The following is a 16,038-nucleotide window of genomic DNA, read 5'->3' as shown; positions in this document are numbered from 1 at the left end:
TGGGTCGGTGCCGAGCCGTAGGTGGAGGTCTCTCCTCGCGTCGGCGCGGTGACAGTGCCCGGGAACCCGGCGACGGTTCAGGCCCTGCGGCCGCTGCGCGGTCGCCTGCGGCGAGCCTGGACCGCCGCCGGAACCCCGGGCAAGGACCTGTCGCGCCGACGCGAGGAGAGACCCCGCTTGATCACCGGGCCACAGTTGTGCCCGGTCTTGGGTTCACGGCACCGGCCCTGGCGGGCCGGCTCCCTCCGGGGGCCGGGCGCTGCCCGGACCCGGCCTTGCTTCAGAGAGGGGTCAGAACATCAGGCCGCCGTCGCCTCGTCCGGTGAGCCGGGCTCATGGAGCAGTGTCTGGAGCGCGCGGTGGCGGGCGGGGTCGTAGGGCTGGTGGTCCTGCCAGCAGCGCCAGATCACGTGCAGCCAGGCCCGGGCGACGATCCGCACCGCGTGAGGGTGGCGGTGCCCGCGGGCCCGGGCCTGCTGGTAAAGCTGCGCCGCCCAGGGGTTGGCGAAGCGGGAGTCGGCGGCGAAGTCGCAGACCGCGTCGCGCAGCTGTTTGTCGGCCGACCAGCGGAACGAGGTGGTCTTCATCTTCCCGGACTGCCGCGTGGACGGGGTGACACCGGCCAGCGAGGCGAGGGATTCCGGGGTGGGGAACCGGGCGCGGCAGTCCCCGATCTCGGCCAGCAACCGAGCCGCGCGCACCGCACGCGCGGCAGTGATAGGAAGATGTGCGCGTCGGCGTGCTCGCGCAGCAGTGCGGCGATGTGAACGTCGAGGGGGTGGATCTGGGCGACGATCGCGGTCAGCGCCGCGACGAACGCACGGGTCACGGCGGCGGCCGCGGCGCCGGCCGGACCGGTCACGCCGGGCGCGGCGGCGGTGAGGTGGGCGTGCAGCGCGGCGGGGTCCTTGCGGCCGGTGTAGGCGACGCTGCGCAGCCAGGTCGCGGGCCGGGACGGGGTGAGACAGTCGGCGTCGTCCTGGCTGGTGAACCGGGTCAGGAACCGCAGGCTGGTGACGGGTTCGACGAGGCCCTCGCCGCCGCGGCGCCCGGTGCGGATCCCGAGCTGCACAGCCGGGGTGTCCGCGATGCGGGAGACGTTCGCGGGCTGGCGCAACGCAGCTCTCGTCGTTCGCGCTGCCGGCCACCCTGGACCGCAACGACCTGCACCCGTACAACATCCTCGACGGGCCCGCCGGAGCCCGGTTCTACGACTGGGGGACTCGGTCGTCGCGCACCGGTTCGCGACGATGCTCGTTCCGCTCGGCTTCCTGCGGCGCTTCGGGATCGGGCTCGACGATCCGCGGTTCACCGGGGCCAGGGACGCCTACCTCGCCGGGTTCGCGGAACTCGCGCCGGGGAGGACCTGGTGGGGACGCTCAAGGCGGCCTGCTGGGTCGCGAAGGTGGCGCGGGCGCTGACCTGGGAGCGGGCGCTGCGTGCGGCACGGGATGCCGGAGGCCCTCGACGCGCAGCGGGACGGAGGCGCCGGTGCACCCTCGCGACCCTGCTCGGTCGTTCCTGGCTCGGGGGCGCCTGAACCGCAGGACCTGAACCGTGTGACTCGAATCGTGTGACCGGAACCGCGCGTGTCGGGCGGCCTCGGCCGGCGTAACCGACCACCTGGCCGAGGCCTTGATCCCGACCCTGGCGAGAGGGAACGAGATCCGTGGGCGAGTCTCTCACGGGCGGATCCGCGGCCGGTCGGTGACCGGTCCGCTCAGCTCCTGGCGAGGTAGACGGTGTTGGTCGCCTCCCGGTCCTGCAGGGGGTTGGGGAAGCGGACGATCTCGGCCTCGGCCGTCGCGAAGACCTCGCCGAGCACGCGGGTGAAGGCGTCGTCCGGCGGGTCGTTGGACCAGAGGGCGAACACGCCGCCCGGGTACAGCAGCTCCGCGAGGCGCCGCAGCCCGGCCGGCTCGTACAGATCGGCGTGACTCGCGTGGAGCAGATGCCGCGGGGAGTGGTCGATGTCCACGACGAGGGCGTGGAAACGCCGCCCCGGGACCGCCGGGTCGAGGCCGTCACCGGAGCAGACCATCGCGAAGAAGTCCCCGTGCACCAGCGTGCAGCGGGGGTCCGCGGTCAGGGTGCGTCCCGCGGGGATCAGCCCCTCGCGGTGCCACTCGATCACCGGGTCCAGCGCCTCGACGACGGCGAGGGACCGCACGCCGGGATCCTGCAGCACCGTCAGCGCGGTGTAGCCGAGGCCGAGGCCGCCGACCACCACGTCCAGGCGCGCACCGTCCGGGCCCGTGCCGTCCGGACTCGGGCCCCCGGCCTGGCGGACCCGCGCCGCGAGCCCGGCGAGGGCGAGGCGCGCCATCTCCTCCTCGGCCACGGTGAACATGCTGGACATCAGGAACTCGTCCCCGAGCTTGACCTCCAGGACGTCCACCGCGACGGCGGGGTCCCAAACATCCCGCGACTGTCCCCAAAGTTGCTGAGAACCGGTGACGATCCGTGCCCGTCCGACGACTACGAGGTGAGGCTGCGTGATCACGGGCACCAGCTGACAGCTGTTCGACTGACGCTGGATGGAGACGTACGTGACGGATGAGAGTTCGGGCAACGCAGTGCTGGCCATCGTCGACGGGTTTGAAGGCGCGCCCGTCGTTTGGTGGGTGAACCTCGGCCCGAGGATCACGGGCATGTCGCGACTGTGCGGCGCGTGGGTACTCGACGCTGCCGACAGCGCACCCACGCTGCAGACGCTGACGGTGTCACGCATGACCCTGGCCACCGCCTCTGGATGGTCGCTGCTCAATGAGCACGAGATCGTCTGTGATGAGGCCCTCAACATCGAGGCGACTCGTGACGCAGTCCTCGGTATCCGGGACGAGCTGCAGAGCGCCTACGAACACGCTGTCGCAACGAGAAAGAACGGCCGCGCGCTGACGCCACTTCGGTGGCCGGCCATGCCCGGGCCATTGGATGTCGAGACGGCAGAGACCTCAGTCGGGGACCCCCGGGCAGCCCGCGCGCTGGCGCTTGCACGATGGTTTAACGACCTGTGCGTCGCCTGGGAAGCCGTGGAGGAACAGCGACTCTCCCGCAGCTATCTGCGTTCGCTCGGTGGCCCCTCTGCACGGGTGTTGCCGGTTGTGCTCCAGGCCGCGCGCCCCGGCCTCGCGGCATGACAATCCTGCCGAGTTCACGGACGCCGCTGGTGGGCATGCCTGATCCGGGCCATCTCGGTGAGAGCGGGCTGAGTTTCGTGGCGATCGACGTCGAAACCGCAAATTCCCATCGCGGTTCGATCTGTGCCCTCGGGGTCGTCGTGGTTCGGGCCGGAGTGGTGGTGAGTACCCACTCGTGGCTGAGCCGACCCCCGGAGGGTCTGGACTTCTTCCATGGGTTCAACACCATGATTCACGGCATCACCGCGGAGATGGTGGCTGATCAGCCGACATTTTCCGAGCGGTTGGATCAGCTGCTGGAGCTGGCCAGCGGACTTCCGCTGGTTGCCCACAACGCGGCCTTCGACCTCGGAGTGCTGCGGGAGGCCTGCGTTGCAGTCGAACGAGACTGGCCGAGCACGGAGTACGCGTGCTCGCTGGTCATGGCGCGTCGGGCCTTGGACCTGATCTCGTATCGCCTGCCGGTGGTTGCCGCCGAGTTCGGCATCAAGCTCGGCCATCACCACGAGGCTGGCGCGGACGCACTGGCTTGCGCCCGTGTGGTCCTTGAGATTGCGCGACGCCGGAACATCGACACCTGGGCGACCTACTCACCGAGCTAAATGTGCTGGCCGGGCGCATGGAGGCAGCGGCCTGGCGTGGGTGCCACAGCGCGCCTTCTTGGGAGCCTGTGCCACCGCAGGCTGCGGCCGACGCTGATCCTGATCACCCACTTTTCGGGCAGGTAGTGGTCTTCACCGGCGCCTTGAGCATCCGACGCAGGGAGGCTTGGGAAGCTGTGGCCGCATGCGGGGCTGTGGTGGACAAGGGCGTGACGAAGCGGACCACGATGCTGGTTGTCGGAGACGGGTTCGCAGGACACGACCCGGCAGACTTCTGTACCGGGAAGGCAGCGAAGGCGGCTCAGTGGCGCGCGAAGGGGCAGCGCATTGAGGTTCTCACCGAGGCCGACCTCGTTGACCTCCTCGCCGAGACGCGAACCTCAGGCGTACGAGCCGTGGTCGCCGTCGGCTAGGCGGGTGGATCGTGCCGGCAGGCCGAAGGCGGCGCTCGATAATCGTCTGATGAGTGCGCGTAAGCGTCGAGACGCCGTCCACCGACGTCCACTATGGACGTACAGGCACTGATGATGCAACCTCAGCCGTCACGCACCGTGACATGGGATGTGACGCGAAACTGTGTCGATCGATGTGGTTTCGGTACCTCGGTGGGGTCGGCAGCGTGGCTATCGTTGCTGGTAGAGGCCACATCTGGCGTCGTCGGCGCCCTTTACGCCCGAGTGGTCGCAGGTTCCAATCCTGCGGCGTCCACCAGACCAGCGCAAGGGTTCCAGCCATTGGTCGCCCGTCGAACCTGCCGGATCTGATATGCCATCGCGGCGCTTGCGGCCGTGGCCGGTTGTGTGGACGAGCGGGCCTCGCAGCCACGGCGCGGAAGGCGTGGGCTGAGCTGTGTACGAAGGCTTCCGGTCGAATACGCGGACCTATGAACATCAAATCCGCGTCATCGGGAAGATTTCGCGGTACATCGCCGGGTTCATCACGGCGACGAAATGCAGATCTTCTGCCTGGAGTGTCTGATCGCCTAGCGGATCGTTGACTCGATGTCCCGGTCTCTGTGGCCGACCGGCAAGGTCACGGCTTCGCGTCGGCGGCACCCTTGTCGTTCGCGTGCCCGGCGCCGTTCTTCATTGTGTCAATGATCTTGGCCGCCTCAGTGACGACCGATGGCCCGCGTTCTGGTCCATCCGAGGGGCGTTCGATCTGTGCGAAAAGGATGCTGGTGAATGCCAGACGTGCGTCTGCGCGCTGCCGCTCGGCGAGGGGTTCGGTGAAGGCGTCGAACGTGCGGAGTTGCATTGCGAGTTCCTCGGCCCAGTTGGCGCGGACACGATGTCGCCCAGCCTCGCGGCCGAGGTAGGCAGCGAGGACGGCGATGGGTAGAGCCAGGGAAAGCCGTGTCAGTTCGACCGCCGTAAACTCGGGGTGTGGAACTGTCAGCGTGATGTAGCCAGCCCCGAGCGTCAGGAGTAGAAGCAGACCCGATGTGACCAGGCGAAGCCTGTTGGCCATTGCGTTCTCGCGGTCGAAGATCCCATCATAGTGCTTCGCCAGCACGGCCGATCCGGTAGCGGCTGCGGCATCCTTCGTCTCGCCAATGGCGGCGCGGGCGGCGTCGCGTACGTGGAGAACCTCCCTTTGTGCCTCGGTGATGTCGTCGAGTGCGGAATACATTGAAACGAGGCGCCCGGCCTGAGCGAGCCTCGATAAGGCATCCGATCGCCGTTTTGTGTCGGTTAAGGACTCGGCGTTCGCGGACATTCGCGATGCCGCCTGACCGAGCCACGATATGGCGTCGTCTAGGTATTGAGCTCGACTAGCGGTAGTATCGCGGTCGGCGGTAGCTTCTCTCGCGTCTAGCGCTATCGCGGGGATACTTGCGGCAAGCTGGCTCAGAGCGGGCGGGTAGTCTATGCCGCGGGTTAGAAGATCCGTCTCGTCGGTGCTCAGGTTCGTGAATATAAACGAGATATTTCCTAGGACGGTGCGCAGTGTCGTGAGTCGCTCCTTTATCGGCGAAGCAACATGCATGCTCTGTAGCCCGTAGTCGTCGATTGCTCGCCTTGTCGTGTCATGCAGTCCATCTAGAATATCTGCGAGCGATTGCGCAATCGACGTCTGGTCGTCGGATTGTGACATTCTCTCTTAGTCCAATCTTAGCGAAATGACAAGCCGGCTCCCTACTTGGGGCGAGGGCTCGGGGGATCCTCAAGCACCTTAGGAAGGAATCTGTCTGAAGCGATCGCTGCGCACCTGAACGAGCGCCGTGCGGCAGGCCACGTGCTGTGAATAGTAGCTTATGCAGCTGTTAGGGCACTCTGGCCAGGCAGTACGCCTCAGCTGCCACGAACTTTCGAACTTCTAATCCGGCGATCCAAAGATTGATTTCAGGCCCTGCCCGTGAAGGACACGGATGAGGAGCCCGCCCAGCGGTACGAGCTTGCTGAACCCAGCATGACAGAGCACCGGTCCGTTGCCGTTACGGCTGCGGGGTGGTGCGCGACGTTATGTCCGTGGTCAGGACGGGGTCATCGTCCAAGCGCCGTCAGCGGTCACCTGCACGAGGACAGCGTCTGACGCCTTGCTCGGGAACATCACCCGGCCGCTGTACTTCCCGATCTCGTTCACCGCGAGGTCTGGGTAGCCGATCGTGTCTGTCATGACGAGCACCGAGAAGTTCGACTTCCCGCTGTGCGTCAGTTCCACCGTCGGCGGCGTGGTCCGGTACAGGACGACATCGTCACCGGTGCCCTTGACCGGCTCCGTTGCGTCGTACAGGGTGGCCAGGTCGAGGCCGCCGACTTTGAGCGACCAGGGTCCGTTTGCGGTGACCTGCAGGCGCGACGTGGTGCCTCCGCGCATTCCGAGCCACACCTTGCCGCTGTACGAGCCGGAGAACTTTGAGACCAGGTCGGCGTCGATCGATGCGTTGGACTTGACGGTCGTGTTGCCAGAGCACTTCGGACAGTCAAATTCGAGGATGCCTACGTCTACCGGCGTTGTCAGCGTGACCACATCGTTACCGGTGCCGCTGTAGCTCTGCGCTGGAACGGTCGCCGCTGCGGCCGCTGCGGCCGCTGTGGTGGTGGGTGCGGCGGGCGGATCCGAGTGAATGATCCGGAACGGCGTGGTGGGCGCGGCGGCGGTCGGAGCGCTGCCTGCGCTGTTGCTCGACAGGGCTACACCCGCGGTGACCGCACCGCCGACGACGAGAACAGCGGCGAGGGCCGCCCAGAGTGGTTTGTGCCTGCGGCCGTTCCGCTGGGTCGTCCCCGGCAATGGCGGCGTGTTCCGCTGGACCGGGATCTGCACCGTGGGTGACTCGTCGACGGGCGCCGACGATGGCGTCCAGCGCGGTGAGGTCATGACCCACTGTCGCGACCTTTGTCCGCCCTGTTACTAGATCTCATCAAGTTTGGTGATCACCTGGTGGGATCGTGAACACCAGCGACGCCCGGGCGCGTTGGCGTGCGCGTGGCGCTCCGCAGTCGACCCCCGCCGATGCCGTCATCCCCGAAGTCGCCGCCAATGCCGATTCGACCTGCCGGGCGCGGACTCTGTCGCGCATCATCGGCAGGTAGTGCCGGACGACGTGGGATCAAATGTGGTGCGAAACCACGTCGTCTCGTGGGCCCGACGGCGGCTCCTGGTGCCGGGCGCGTGAGCGTTGCTGCAGGTAGAGGCCACGAGCTATAACGATTGGATACCTTCCAAACTAGCTACGCGGGTTCGATTCCCGTCGCCCGCTCCACGCTTGACCAGCACGAACGTCGGGACCATGATCATCGGTACCGACATCGTGGCACCACATGTGGCACCAGTCGCCCTAGTTTCCGTGCCATGACAGGTCGTCCGGGCACCGGAACAAGGCGGGCTCGCGGGAACATCGAGACCCTCGCGAGCGGCGCTCTACGGGTGCGTGTGTACGGCGGCCTGGATCCGCTCACGAAGCAGCGGCACGTGCTGACCGAGGTGATCCCGAAGGGTACGAACGCCCGCCGCGACGCCGAGCGAGCCCGCGACCGCCTCCTCGTCGAGGTCGCCGAGCGCCGGAACCCGAAGACCAGCGCGACGCTCGATCAGCTCCTGGAGCGCTACCTCTCGCAGTTCCAGGGCTCGCCCAACACCTTGCAGCTGTACGAGACGCACGTGAAGAACCACATCCGTCCGCTCCTCGGCCCGGTCAAGATCGGCCGCCTCGACCCCGAGGTCCTGGACTCCTTCTACGCCGAGCTTCGCCGCTGTCGGAAGCACTGCGCCCGCAAGCGCGGCCTAATCGATCACCGCACCGAGCGGGAGCACGAGTGCGACGAACGCTGCCGCCCGCATCGCTGCAGGCCGCTGTCGGCGACGACGATCCGCCACATCCACTTCATCCTGTCCGGCGCGTTCAAGAAGGCAATCCGGTGGGGCTGGATCAAGGAGAGCCCGACGTCTTGGGCAGAGCCCCCGCCAGCTCCGAAGCCGAACCCCAAACCGCCCAACGCCGCTCAGGCGGCCCAGATCCTCAATGAGTCATGGAAGGACGCCGACTGGGGCGCGATGATCTGGACGGCGATGACGACAGGTGTCCGTCGAGGCGAGCTCTGTGCGGTGAAGGTGGAGTCAGTGGACTTCACCCCGGGCCGCGAGACCCTCTGGCTCGAGCGAGCGATCCGCCGCGAACCCGGCTGGGGCTGGGGCGAGGGCGACCTGAAGACCCACCAGCAACGCACCGCGCGGTGAACGTGTCTATGCGCGTCAGAGACCCAGCCGGACCACTGCGTTCTCCATCGCGTAGGAGGCGAGAGCCGCGCGGTTCGCCAACCCGGTCTTCAGTAACAGGTGCTCGACGTGGGTGCCGATCGTTCTCGGGCTTGCCCGCAACGCCAGTCCGATGGCGCGGTTGGACAGCCCACGGGAGATGAGGGTCAGCACGTCGAGTTCACGTTCGGTCAGCCCGAACGGCAACGGCTGTAGCTCGAGCATCAGGAGCGCCCGGGGCCCATCGACACACTGGTGGTCGGACAGGCGCACGAGGTGAGCGTGTTCCCACAGGGCGTCCCCCAGCCGAGCGCAGTAGCCCCGCAGCGAGTCGGCGCCGGTCGCCAGGAAGGCGCGAGCCGCCGCGAGGACCGCCCCCGAGAGTTGCTCCGGTACACGTCTCGGATCGTGCGAGGTCGAAACCGCGGCGCCGCACTCGTTCACGACGAACGCCGACGCCGTACGGCCGAGCAGGCTGGCCAGCCAGGAGGGGGCGAGGCTGGCGTCGACCAACTGCCCGAGCGCCGGGGCCACGAGTTCGATCCCCTGGCGCGCTCCGTCGTCCGCCGCCTGCGGGTCCGAGAAACTCATCGTCAACAGTCCGGTGACCCGCCCATGGCCCTCCATGGACCTGAGCACGAGCGTGATGCCCTCACGGTATCCCGCGTATTCCAGGAACTCGCGGTAAACCCGCGTGCGATAGAACTCCGGCCCGTAATCGCACATTCGCATGGGCAGGTCGCAGCGGCGGGCGATGTCATAGGTGGGGCAGGTGAGGTACTCACGGTTGATGAAGGCCAGCAACCCTTTGTCGTAGCCCAGGTTCACCAGCGGGCGCTGCCGGCCGCTGAGCGGATCCCGGACGGCGAGCATGGCTGCGTCGAAGGAGGCGATCTCCCGCAGGGGTGCCAGGATGTCGCTCGGATCGGTGGCGTGCCGCACGGCTCCGGCCACGATGGCGCCGACTGGGCGATGGCCTTGATGCGAGAGGCCCTCACGAACGCCTCCCTTCCGGCCTCCACAGGAGTGCGCGACCAGCCGTCTGCGGCCGAGAGCCGGGCGGTGTCGACCCTGCTCGAAGGATCGCATCGGGCGGTCCGGGGGTCAACGAACCCGGCACCTGAGCGTCTCCTCCGGCCTACGTCATCCGACGGATGTGGGAAACTCCCGGCGGTGGCTAGCTTCCGTGCCGAACATTTCCTCCGCTCACAGGAGTTGCAAATGGACTACACGGATTCGGATCTCTGCTACATCACGGCGACGGAGGCGCTCGCCGCATTCAGAAGCGGGACGCTCTCCCCGGTGGATCTGATGCAGGCCGTGGTGAAGCGCTCGGAGGAGGTCAACCCGAAGCTGAACTGCCTGACCTACGACTACTTCGACCGAGCCCTCGACCAGGCGCGCAAGGCCGAAGCCGTCTACGCACGAAACCCCGAGGAGGCCCGCCCGCTGGAGGGAGTTCCCTGCGCGATCAAGGATTGGCACTCCGTCGCCGGTGAGATCACCACCTACGGCTCGAAGGCATTCCGGAACTTCCGCCCCGAGACCTCCGCTCCCACCGTCGAACGCCTGCTCGACGCAGGCGCCATCATGCACTGCCGGACCACCACACCGGAGCAGGCTCACTCAGGGGTCACGAAGAGCCCCCTCTGGGGGATCACCCGGAACCCGTGGAACACCGAGTTCAGCCCCGGTGGGTCGTCGGGTGGCGCGGGCGCCGCCCTCGCGGCGGGGATCACGACACTGGCCGACGGCACCGACGGCGGGGGCTCGATCCGCATCCCTGCGTCCGCCAACGGGGTGTTCGGCTACAAGCCCCCTTTCGGCCGCAACCCCACGGACCGCGAGCACCCCAGCGAGAGTGTCCTGCACTACGGACCGCTGACGCGCAGCGTTGCGGACGCCGGCCTGATGCAGAACGTCATGTCGGGCCAGCATCCTGCTGACATCCACTCGCTTCGTGACTCGATGCCCATCCTCGCGGAATTCGACGCGATCGCGGGTACACGCATCGCCCTGTCGATGGACCTCGGATACTTCGAGATCTCCGACGAGGTCCAGGAGAACACTCGACGTGCGGCCGCTGTGTTCGAGAGCCTCGGCGCCACCGTCGACGACGTGGACCTCGCCTGGGATTTCAGCGTCCTCGACGCCTGGCTCACCAACTGGGAAGGTCTGTTCTGGGCGCTGGCCGGTGACCAGTTGCCACGGTGGCGGTTCGAGCTCGATCCGTTCGTGGTCAAGCTCATCGAACGCGGGGCGACACACTCGGTGAAGAAGTTCTACGACGTCAACCGCGTCCGGTACGAGATGTACCAGAAGCTCGGCAAGATCTTCGAGAACTACGACCTGCTCATCTGTCCGACCCTCGCAGTGCCGTCGGTGGCCGCCGACCACAGCAACGAGGACGAGACGTTCGAGATCAACGGGAAGCCGGCGTTGCCCTACCTCGGCTGGGCGCTCACCTACCCGTTCAACCTGACCAGCCCCTTGCCCGTCGCCTCGATCCCGAGCGGCTTCTCTCCGACCAGTGGGGTTCCGACCGGTCTGCAGATCGCGGGCCGCGCCTACGACGACCTGTCCGTGTTCGCTGCAGCAGCTGCCTACGAGGCAGCCAACCCGTGGCGGCAGCACCGACCCGCCCTGTAGCCGCAGCTATCGGGACCGAGATGTTCGGGGCGGCCGACCCGTCGGCTGCCCCCGGCATTCCGGATCCCGAGCACGACCACGACCGCCTCGTCGCGTCAAGCACGCTCGCTACCTCGCCCGGCCGGTACTCGCCCGACCACCTCCGGACGTGGGCGCCGGGGCCCAGGGCCCGTGTCTGTCGCAGAACGGGCCGGGCGGAAGCCGGCGGCGGACCGCACCTGCCCCTGCGCTAAGGTTCACCCGGAGCGAGCAGCCCCGGCAAGCACCGGGAGACCGAGTGCATGCGGACGTAGCGCAGCTGGTAGCGCATCACCTTGCCAAGGTGAGGGTCGCGGGTTCGAATCCCGTCGTCCGCTCGGAGGAGAATCCCATTCGCTGCCTGGAGTTTCAGGTTCCGCACCACGAAACCCGGCACGCGCACTCTGGGACTCACGACCCGCATAAGCGCCTGGCCCGCCAGGCGCGCGCGGAACGCGTGAGCGGCAACGCCGGGCCGCAGTGGATCGCCGAGGTGGGGTGTCCGGAGCGATACGCGGCGCGGCCACTCCTCGATTCGCAACGCGCCGGCTGAGTGGGGTCAACGGCCTCCTCGGCGTGCTGGCCGTGCACTGCCTGCCCGGAATCGCCGCAGCCGCGCTTCTCGTCCGTGGCCTCGTCCGCCGGGTGCGCAGCGCGAGCCTCTCGTCGGCCTGGAGGCACTCACGGAGTGAGGTGTCGAAGCCGAGTGAGTGGCCTGCCTGGTCGCAGGGTAGGCGTGAACCCGAACCAAGGAAGGGACGATCATGGTTGAGTGCGGCGACAGCTTCCGGCCCGGCGAGATCGTGCCGGCCAGCGGCATCTATCGGTGTGATGCGGGCTGCGGCCACGGATTCGAGAGCACGGACGTGAAGGGCCATCGCTTCCCGCCGTTGCCGGATGGCTGTAGAGGCGGCCGGTGGACCGCGGAGCACCTGACGGAGCATCACTAGGCAATACGTCCGGGACGCTCGCACTGTTGCGGCCCGGCCTCGGCAAAGGTCGCGATCACCGCCCGCCCCGACCGTCGAGTCCGGCGCGATCTGAACCGGACCGCCCATTCGTAGGTAGGTCCGGACGATCTCGAGAGGTGGTCGAACCCCGTGGCTGTCCTCCGCTCAGGGGTGGAGATGCCAGCCGCACCCGGCTCGCGCTCGTCAAGCATGCACGTTGTCGGCCGTCCGGTGATTCGTCGCTCCGCCGAGCGCTGCTCCTGCCGCGCGACGAATGTGTTGTCCCCAGAGGTCGGCGGCCCCGGCTGCGTCCCGGGCGATGATCCGGTCGAGGACGCGTTCGATCTCGGTCACGCTCGCATCGGGCCGGCCCGCGCTGGAGAGTGACCGGGCGCGGAGGCGGTAGAGGCGGCTCTGGAGTAGCGCGGCCTGGTCGCGGAGTATGTCGTTGCCGGAGCCGGCGTAGAGCGCGTCGTAGAAGTCCTTCTTGACTTCGAGCATCGCGGCCACCTCGCCGGAGGTGTGCGCCTTCCGCACGGCGTCCACCGCCGAGCGCAGTCGGTCGATGTCCGCGTCGCTCCCACGTTCGACGAACAGGCGTACGGCCATGCACTCGAGCGCTTCGCGCACCTCGTAGACCTGTCGGGCTTCGTCGTCGGTCAGGACGGTGACGGTCGGCCCCTTGTGGGGGGCGATGGTGATGAAGCCTTCGACCTCGAGCTGCCGGTAGGCCTCGCGGAGCGTGTTCCGCCCGACATCGAGCTCGGCGCAGAGTTCTCGTTCGATGAGCCGCTGGCCGGGCTTGAGGCCACCGTTGATGATCTCTGCCCGGATCGCGTCCGCGACCTGCTCGCGGACCGGAGCGTATACGCGGGTGATCTTCATCTTGGCTCCCTCGTCCTGTCCCGGGGCCGAGCCTAACACCATCGCCCTACGGTCCCACGGCTCCATGGCCCAACTGCCCCATTGCCCGATTGTGGGGCAATCGGCTAGCGTCCTTGTCGTTCACCGATCTCGAAGAAAGGCTCTGGCATGTCTCACGCCGCCGACACCGCGGTTGCCCGTCCGCCGCAGGCCCCGCCCGCGCGCTACGGCTTGTTCATCGACAACGCCTTCGTGGAGCCGTCGGGTCCCGGATACGTCGATGTCGACGACCCGGCAACCGGTGAGGTCTGGGCTCAGGTCCCGGACGCGTCGGTCGACGATGTGGACCGCGCGGTGCACAGCGCGCGTCGGGCCTTCGAGGAGGGCCCCTGGCCGACCTGGCGGGCCGCGGACCGCGCCGCGTTCCTGGTGCGGTTCGGCCAGGCCGTCGGGGAGCACGCCGAGGAACTCGCGGCGCTGCAGGTGCGGGAGAACGGGAAGCTCTACCGCGAGATGTACGGGCAGGCCAAGCTGCTGCCGGAGTACTTCACCTACTACGCCGGGCTGGCGCAGATGCCCGCGGGGCACACCAACCCGCTGCACCTGACCGACATCATCAACTACACGGTCCGCGAACCGCTGGGCGTCGTCGCCGCGATCACGCCGTGGAACTCGCCGCTGCTGCTGCTGATCTGGAAGCTTGGCCCGGCGCTCGCAGCTGGGTGCACGGTGGTGGCGAAGCCGTCGGAGATCACGCCGGTCTCGACGCTGCGGCTGGCCGAGATCGCCGCCGAGTGCGGCCTGCCCCCGGGCGTGTTCAACGTCGTGACCGGGCTCGGCCGGCCCTCGGGCACGGCCCTGACGGGGCACCCGGAGATCGACAAGATCGCTTTCACGGGGTCGACCGCGACGGGGCAGGCGATCGCCTCGCAGGCGGGGAAGTCGCTGAAGAGCCTGTCGCTGGAACTGGGCGGGAAGTCCCCGAACATCGTCTTCGCCGACGCCGATGTGGACACCGCGATCAACGGCGTGATCGCGGGGATCTTCGGCGCCAGTGGCCAGACCTGCATGGCCGGGTCGCGGATCCTGGTGCAGGACGAGATCTACGACCGGGTCGTCGACGAGCTCGCCCGGCGCGCCGAGGCGATCGTGGTCGGCAACCCGCAGGACGACACCACCCAGATGGGCACGATCGCCAACCAGGCCCAGCTGGAGAAGGTCCTGCACTACATCGACGTGGCGAAGGCCGAGGGCGCCCGACTCGTCGCCGGGGGAGTTCCGGCCACCGTCGCGGACCTGCCGAACGGGCTGTTCGTGCGGCCCACCGTGTTCGCCGACGTCACCAACGACATGACGATCGCCCGCGAGGAGGTCTTCGGCCCCATCGCCTCCGTCCTGCGGTTCACCGACGAGGCCGACGCGATCAAGGTGGCGAACGACACCGAGTTCGGCCTCGCCGCGGGCGTGTGGACCGGAAATGTGCAGCGCGCGCACCGGGTCGCCGGCAAGCTCCGCGCGGGCACGGTCTGGATCAACAACTACCGCAAGACCGGCTACGCCACCCCGTTCGGCGGCTACAAGCAGAGCGGTGTCGGCCGGGAGAACGGCCCCGACGCGCTCCACGCCTACACCGAGGAGAAGAGCGTCTGGGTCGACACCGGTCAGGGTGTCAAGGACCCCTTCAACCCGCGTGCCTGAGGAGCGAGGAACCATGAGCGAGAACCCCTACGACGTCGTGGTGGTCGGCTCCGGGATCGCGGGCCTGTCGGCCGCGGTCGCCGCGGCCGAAGAAGGCGCGCGTGTCCTGGTCGTGGACCGGGCCGCCGAGTCCGAGGCCGGCGGCAACACCCGATGGACCTCGGCGTACTTCCGGCTCGACGACGTCTACGAGCCGGATCCGACGTTCGTCGACGATCTGGTCGGCTTCTCCGACGGCCGCACTCCCCGCTGGTACGTCGATGAACTGCTCGAGCGGCTGCCCGAGACGATGGAGTGGATCCAGGGCCACGGCGCCCGCTTCCGCCGGTTCCCCACGTACTTCATCAACAGCGCCCGGCCTCGGCTGCAGCCTCACGGCGGAGGCGAGGCCCTGCTGTCCGCGTTGCGCCCGGCCGCTCGGAAACTGGGTGTCGAGTTCCGCTACTGCACCACCGCCGAGAGCCTCGTCATCGAGGGGCAGCAGATCACCGGGCTCCGGGTCAGCGGGCCCGAGGGGCCGGGGAGCATTGCGGCAGGTTCGGTGGTGATCGCGTCCGGCGGGTTCGAGGGCGACCCGGAGTTCCTCACCGAGGCGCTCGGTCGCGACGCGTCCACCCTGCTGCCGATCGCGCCGAGCGTGCACGGCAACCGCGGCGAGGGAATCCGCATGGCGCTCGACGCCGGCGCCGCCCGCGCCGGGCAGTGGGACTCCTTCCATGCCGAGCCCGTCGACCCCCGTAGTGCCGACGCCGAAGCACTGGTGATGGTCTTTCCTTACGGGATCCTCGTGGACCGGCACGCCGAGCGGTTCGTCGACGAGGGGCGCGGCACGGTCGACGAGACCTACGAAGCGACTGCCCGGGCCGTCTGGGCCCGCGACGGGGGAACGGCCTGGTTCATCACCGACACGCAACTCGACCGCGTCACCGACCGCGAGCGAGGGCTGCTCACCGGCGTCAAACCGGTGGTCGCCGAGACCCTCGACGAACTCGCCGACGCGACCGGTCTTCCGGTCGATGCCCTCACCTCCACCGTCACGGCCTTCAACGCGGCCACGGGCGAGGGCGAGTTCGACTGGCGCCGACCCGACGGACTGGCCACCACCGGGCTGGAACCGCGCAAGAGCAACTGGGCCGTGCCGCTGGCCGCACCGCCGTTCCGGGCCTGGCCCGTCTCCTGCGCGATCGTGTTCACCTTCGGTGGTCTGGCCACCGACGACCGCGCACGCGTCGTCCGTGACGACGGCTCCACGATCGCCGGGCTCTATGCCGCAGGCGAATGCACCGGGCTCTACCACGGCAAGTACCCCGGCGGAACCTCCGTGCTCCGCGGAATGATCTTCGGTCGCACCGCGGGCATCGACGCCGCCCGCACCGGCGCCGCGTCCACCGCGGCCCCGGCCGCCACCACCTGACC

15 protein-coding genes and 1 tRNA gene are annotated in these 16,038 nt (G+C 68.2%); 9 read left to right on the top strand and 7 right to left on the bottom strand.

Annotated elements, in window-relative coordinates:
* Window positions 1-299 precede the first annotated feature (299 nt).
* Together WBK50_RS25135 and WBK50_RS25130 are read right to left on the bottom strand one after the other, a co-directional pair.
* Window positions 300-701: an IS110 family transposase gene (locus WBK50_RS25135; RefSeq protein ID WP_341337970.1), complete on the bottom strand. Its 402-nt coding sequence runs from the start codon at window positions 699-701 to the stop codon at window positions 300-302.
* Window positions 584-1,117: a hypothetical protein gene (locus WBK50_RS25130; RefSeq protein ID WP_341339597.1), complete on the bottom strand. Its 534-nt coding sequence runs from the start codon at window positions 1,115-1,117 to the stop codon at window positions 584-586. Before WBK50_RS25130 ends, WBK50_RS25135 begins: the two co-directional genes overlap by 118 nt.
* On the opposite strand from WBK50_RS25130, the gene WBK50_RS25125 reads away from it, so the two are divergent.
* A complete protein-coding gene (locus tag WBK50_RS25125) occupies window positions 1,089-1,421 on the top strand; it encodes a hypothetical protein (RefSeq protein ID WP_341337969.1) in 333 nt (110 codons plus the stop codon). The genes WBK50_RS25130 and WBK50_RS25125 overlap by 29 nt on opposite strands.
* Window positions 1,422-1,720: 299 nt before the next feature.
* Here WBK50_RS25125 and WBK50_RS25120 read toward each other — a convergent pair whose 3' ends face one another.
* Window positions 1,721-2,398 (bottom strand): spermidine synthase, encoded by a 678-nt coding sequence (locus WBK50_RS25120; protein ID WP_341337968.1) that lies wholly within the window; start codon window positions 2,396-2,398, stop codon window positions 1,721-1,723.
* A 139-nt stretch (window positions 2,399-2,537) separates the two neighbouring features.
* On the opposite strand from WBK50_RS25120, the gene WBK50_RS25115 reads away from it, so the two are divergent.
* The 3 genes from WBK50_RS25115 (at window position 2,538) to WBK50_RS25105 (ending at window position 4,155) form a co-directional block, all read left to right on the top strand.
* The gene (locus WBK50_RS25115) at window positions 2,538-3,140 is read left to right on the top strand and encodes a hypothetical protein (protein ID WP_341337967.1); all 603 of its coding nucleotides are present in this window, start codon (window positions 2,538-2,540) and stop codon (window positions 3,138-3,140) included.
* The gene (locus WBK50_RS25110; protein ID WP_341337966.1) at window positions 3,137-3,742 is read left to right on the top strand and encodes an exonuclease domain-containing protein; all 606 of its coding nucleotides are present in this window, start codon (window positions 3,137-3,139) and stop codon (window positions 3,740-3,742) included. The genes WBK50_RS25115 and WBK50_RS25110 overlap by 4 nt, the downstream gene beginning before the upstream one ends.
* Before the next feature lie 125 nt (window positions 3,743-3,867).
* Entirely contained in the window at window positions 3,868-4,155 is a 288-nt protein-coding gene (locus WBK50_RS25105; protein WP_341337965.1) for a BRCT domain-containing protein, read from the top strand.
* 619 nt (window positions 4,156-4,774) lie between these two features.
* Here the strand turns inward: WBK50_RS25105 and WBK50_RS25100 are convergent.
* Window positions 4,775-5,839 carry a hypothetical protein gene (locus WBK50_RS25100; RefSeq protein WP_341337964.1) on the bottom strand — a complete coding sequence of 355 codons (1,065 nt, stop codon included), beginning with the start codon at window positions 5,837-5,839 and terminating at the stop codon, window positions 4,775-4,777.
* A 378-nt stretch (window positions 5,840-6,217) separates the two neighbouring features.
* The gene (locus tag WBK50_RS25095) at window positions 6,218-7,012 is read right to left on the bottom strand and encodes a hypothetical protein (RefSeq protein ID WP_341337963.1); all 795 of its coding nucleotides are present in this window, start codon (window positions 7,010-7,012) and stop codon (window positions 6,218-6,220) included.
* A 528-nt stretch (window positions 7,013-7,540) separates the two neighbouring features.
* On the opposite strand from WBK50_RS25095, the gene WBK50_RS25090 reads away from it, so the two are divergent.
* Window positions 7,541-8,425, top strand: coding sequence for a hypothetical protein (locus tag WBK50_RS25090; RefSeq protein ID WP_341337962.1), 885 nt, complete (start codon window positions 7,541-7,543; stop codon window positions 8,423-8,425).
* Window positions 8,426-8,440: 15 nt separating this feature from the next.
* Here the strand turns inward: WBK50_RS25090 and WBK50_RS25085 are convergent, their stop codons facing one another.
* Window positions 8,441-9,385, bottom strand: a complete 945-nt coding sequence (locus WBK50_RS25085; RefSeq protein ID WP_341337961.1) for a helix-turn-helix transcriptional regulator — start codon at window positions 9,383-9,385, stop codon at window positions 8,441-8,443.
* Between the two features lie 279 nt (window positions 9,386-9,664).
* On the opposite strand from WBK50_RS25085, the gene WBK50_RS25080 reads away from it, so the two are divergent.
* Together WBK50_RS25080 and WBK50_RS25075 are read left to right on the top strand one after the other, a co-directional pair.
* Complete coding sequence (locus WBK50_RS25080) at window positions 9,665-11,092, top strand: amidase (protein WP_341337960.1); 1,428 nt, start codon at window positions 9,665-9,667, stop codon at window positions 11,090-11,092.
* Between the two features lie 283 nt (window positions 11,093-11,375).
* Window positions 11,376-11,448, top strand: a tRNA-Gly gene (locus WBK50_RS25075).
* Between the two features lie 816 nt (window positions 11,449-12,264).
* Here the strand turns inward: WBK50_RS25075 and WBK50_RS25070 are convergent.
* Window positions 12,265-12,945, bottom strand: coding sequence for a GntR family transcriptional regulator (locus tag WBK50_RS25070; RefSeq protein ID WP_341337959.1), 681 nt, complete (start codon window positions 12,943-12,945; stop codon window positions 12,265-12,267).
* A gap of 147 nt (window positions 12,946-13,092) precedes the next feature.
* On the opposite strand from WBK50_RS25070, the gene WBK50_RS25065 reads away from it, so the two are divergent.
* Window positions 13,093-14,622: an aldehyde dehydrogenase gene (locus WBK50_RS25065; RefSeq protein WP_341337958.1), complete on the top strand. Its 1,530-nt coding sequence runs from the start codon at window positions 13,093-13,095 to the stop codon at window positions 14,620-14,622.
* Window positions 14,623-14,635: 13 nt separating this feature from the next.
* Window positions 14,636-16,036 (top strand): FAD-dependent oxidoreductase, encoded by a 1,401-nt coding sequence (locus WBK50_RS25060; RefSeq protein ID WP_341337957.1) that lies wholly within the window; start codon window positions 14,636-14,638, stop codon window positions 16,034-16,036.
* Window positions 16,037-16,038: the final 2 nt, after the last annotated feature.

This window comes from Pseudonocardia sp. T1-2H, from assembly GCF_038039215.1.
Taxonomy (GTDB): Bacteria; Actinomycetota; Actinomycetes; order Mycobacteriales; family Pseudonocardiaceae; genus Pseudonocardia.
The sequence above is the reverse complement of the archived record's forward strand: the minus strand, read 5'-3'. Positions and strand labels throughout refer to the sequence as shown.

Coding starts and splice junctions, on each gene's coding strand:
- WBK50_RS25060 (WP_341337957.1), top strand. CDS start 14,636: ATGAGCGAGAACCCCTACGACGTCGTGGTGGTCGGCTCCGGGATCGCG.
- WBK50_RS25100 (WP_341337964.1), bottom strand. CDS start 5,839: ATGTCACAATCCGACGACCAGACGTCGATTGCGCAATCGCTCGCAGAT.
- WBK50_RS25115 (WP_341337967.1), top strand. CDS start 2,538: ATGGAGACGTACGTGACGGATGAGAGTTCGGGCAACGCAGTGCTGGCC.
- WBK50_RS25090 (WP_341337962.1), top strand. CDS start 7,541: ATGACAGGTCGTCCGGGCACCGGAACAAGGCGGGCTCGCGGGAACATC.
- WBK50_RS25065 (WP_341337958.1), top strand. CDS start 13,093: ATGTCTCACGCCGCCGACACCGCGGTTGCCCGTCCGCCGCAGGCCCCG.
- WBK50_RS25070 (WP_341337959.1), bottom strand. CDS start 12,945: ATGAAGATCACCCGCGTATACGCTCCGGTCCGCGAGCAGGTCGCGGAC.
- WBK50_RS25080 (WP_341337960.1), top strand. CDS start 9,665: ATGGACTACACGGATTCGGATCTCTGCTACATCACGGCGACGGAGGCG.
- WBK50_RS25125 (WP_341337969.1), top strand. CDS start 1,089: ATGCGGGAGACGTTCGCGGGCTGGCGCAACGCAGCTCTCGTCGTTCGC.
- WBK50_RS25110 (WP_341337966.1), top strand. CDS start 3,137: ATGACAATCCTGCCGAGTTCACGGACGCCGCTGGTGGGCATGCCTGAT.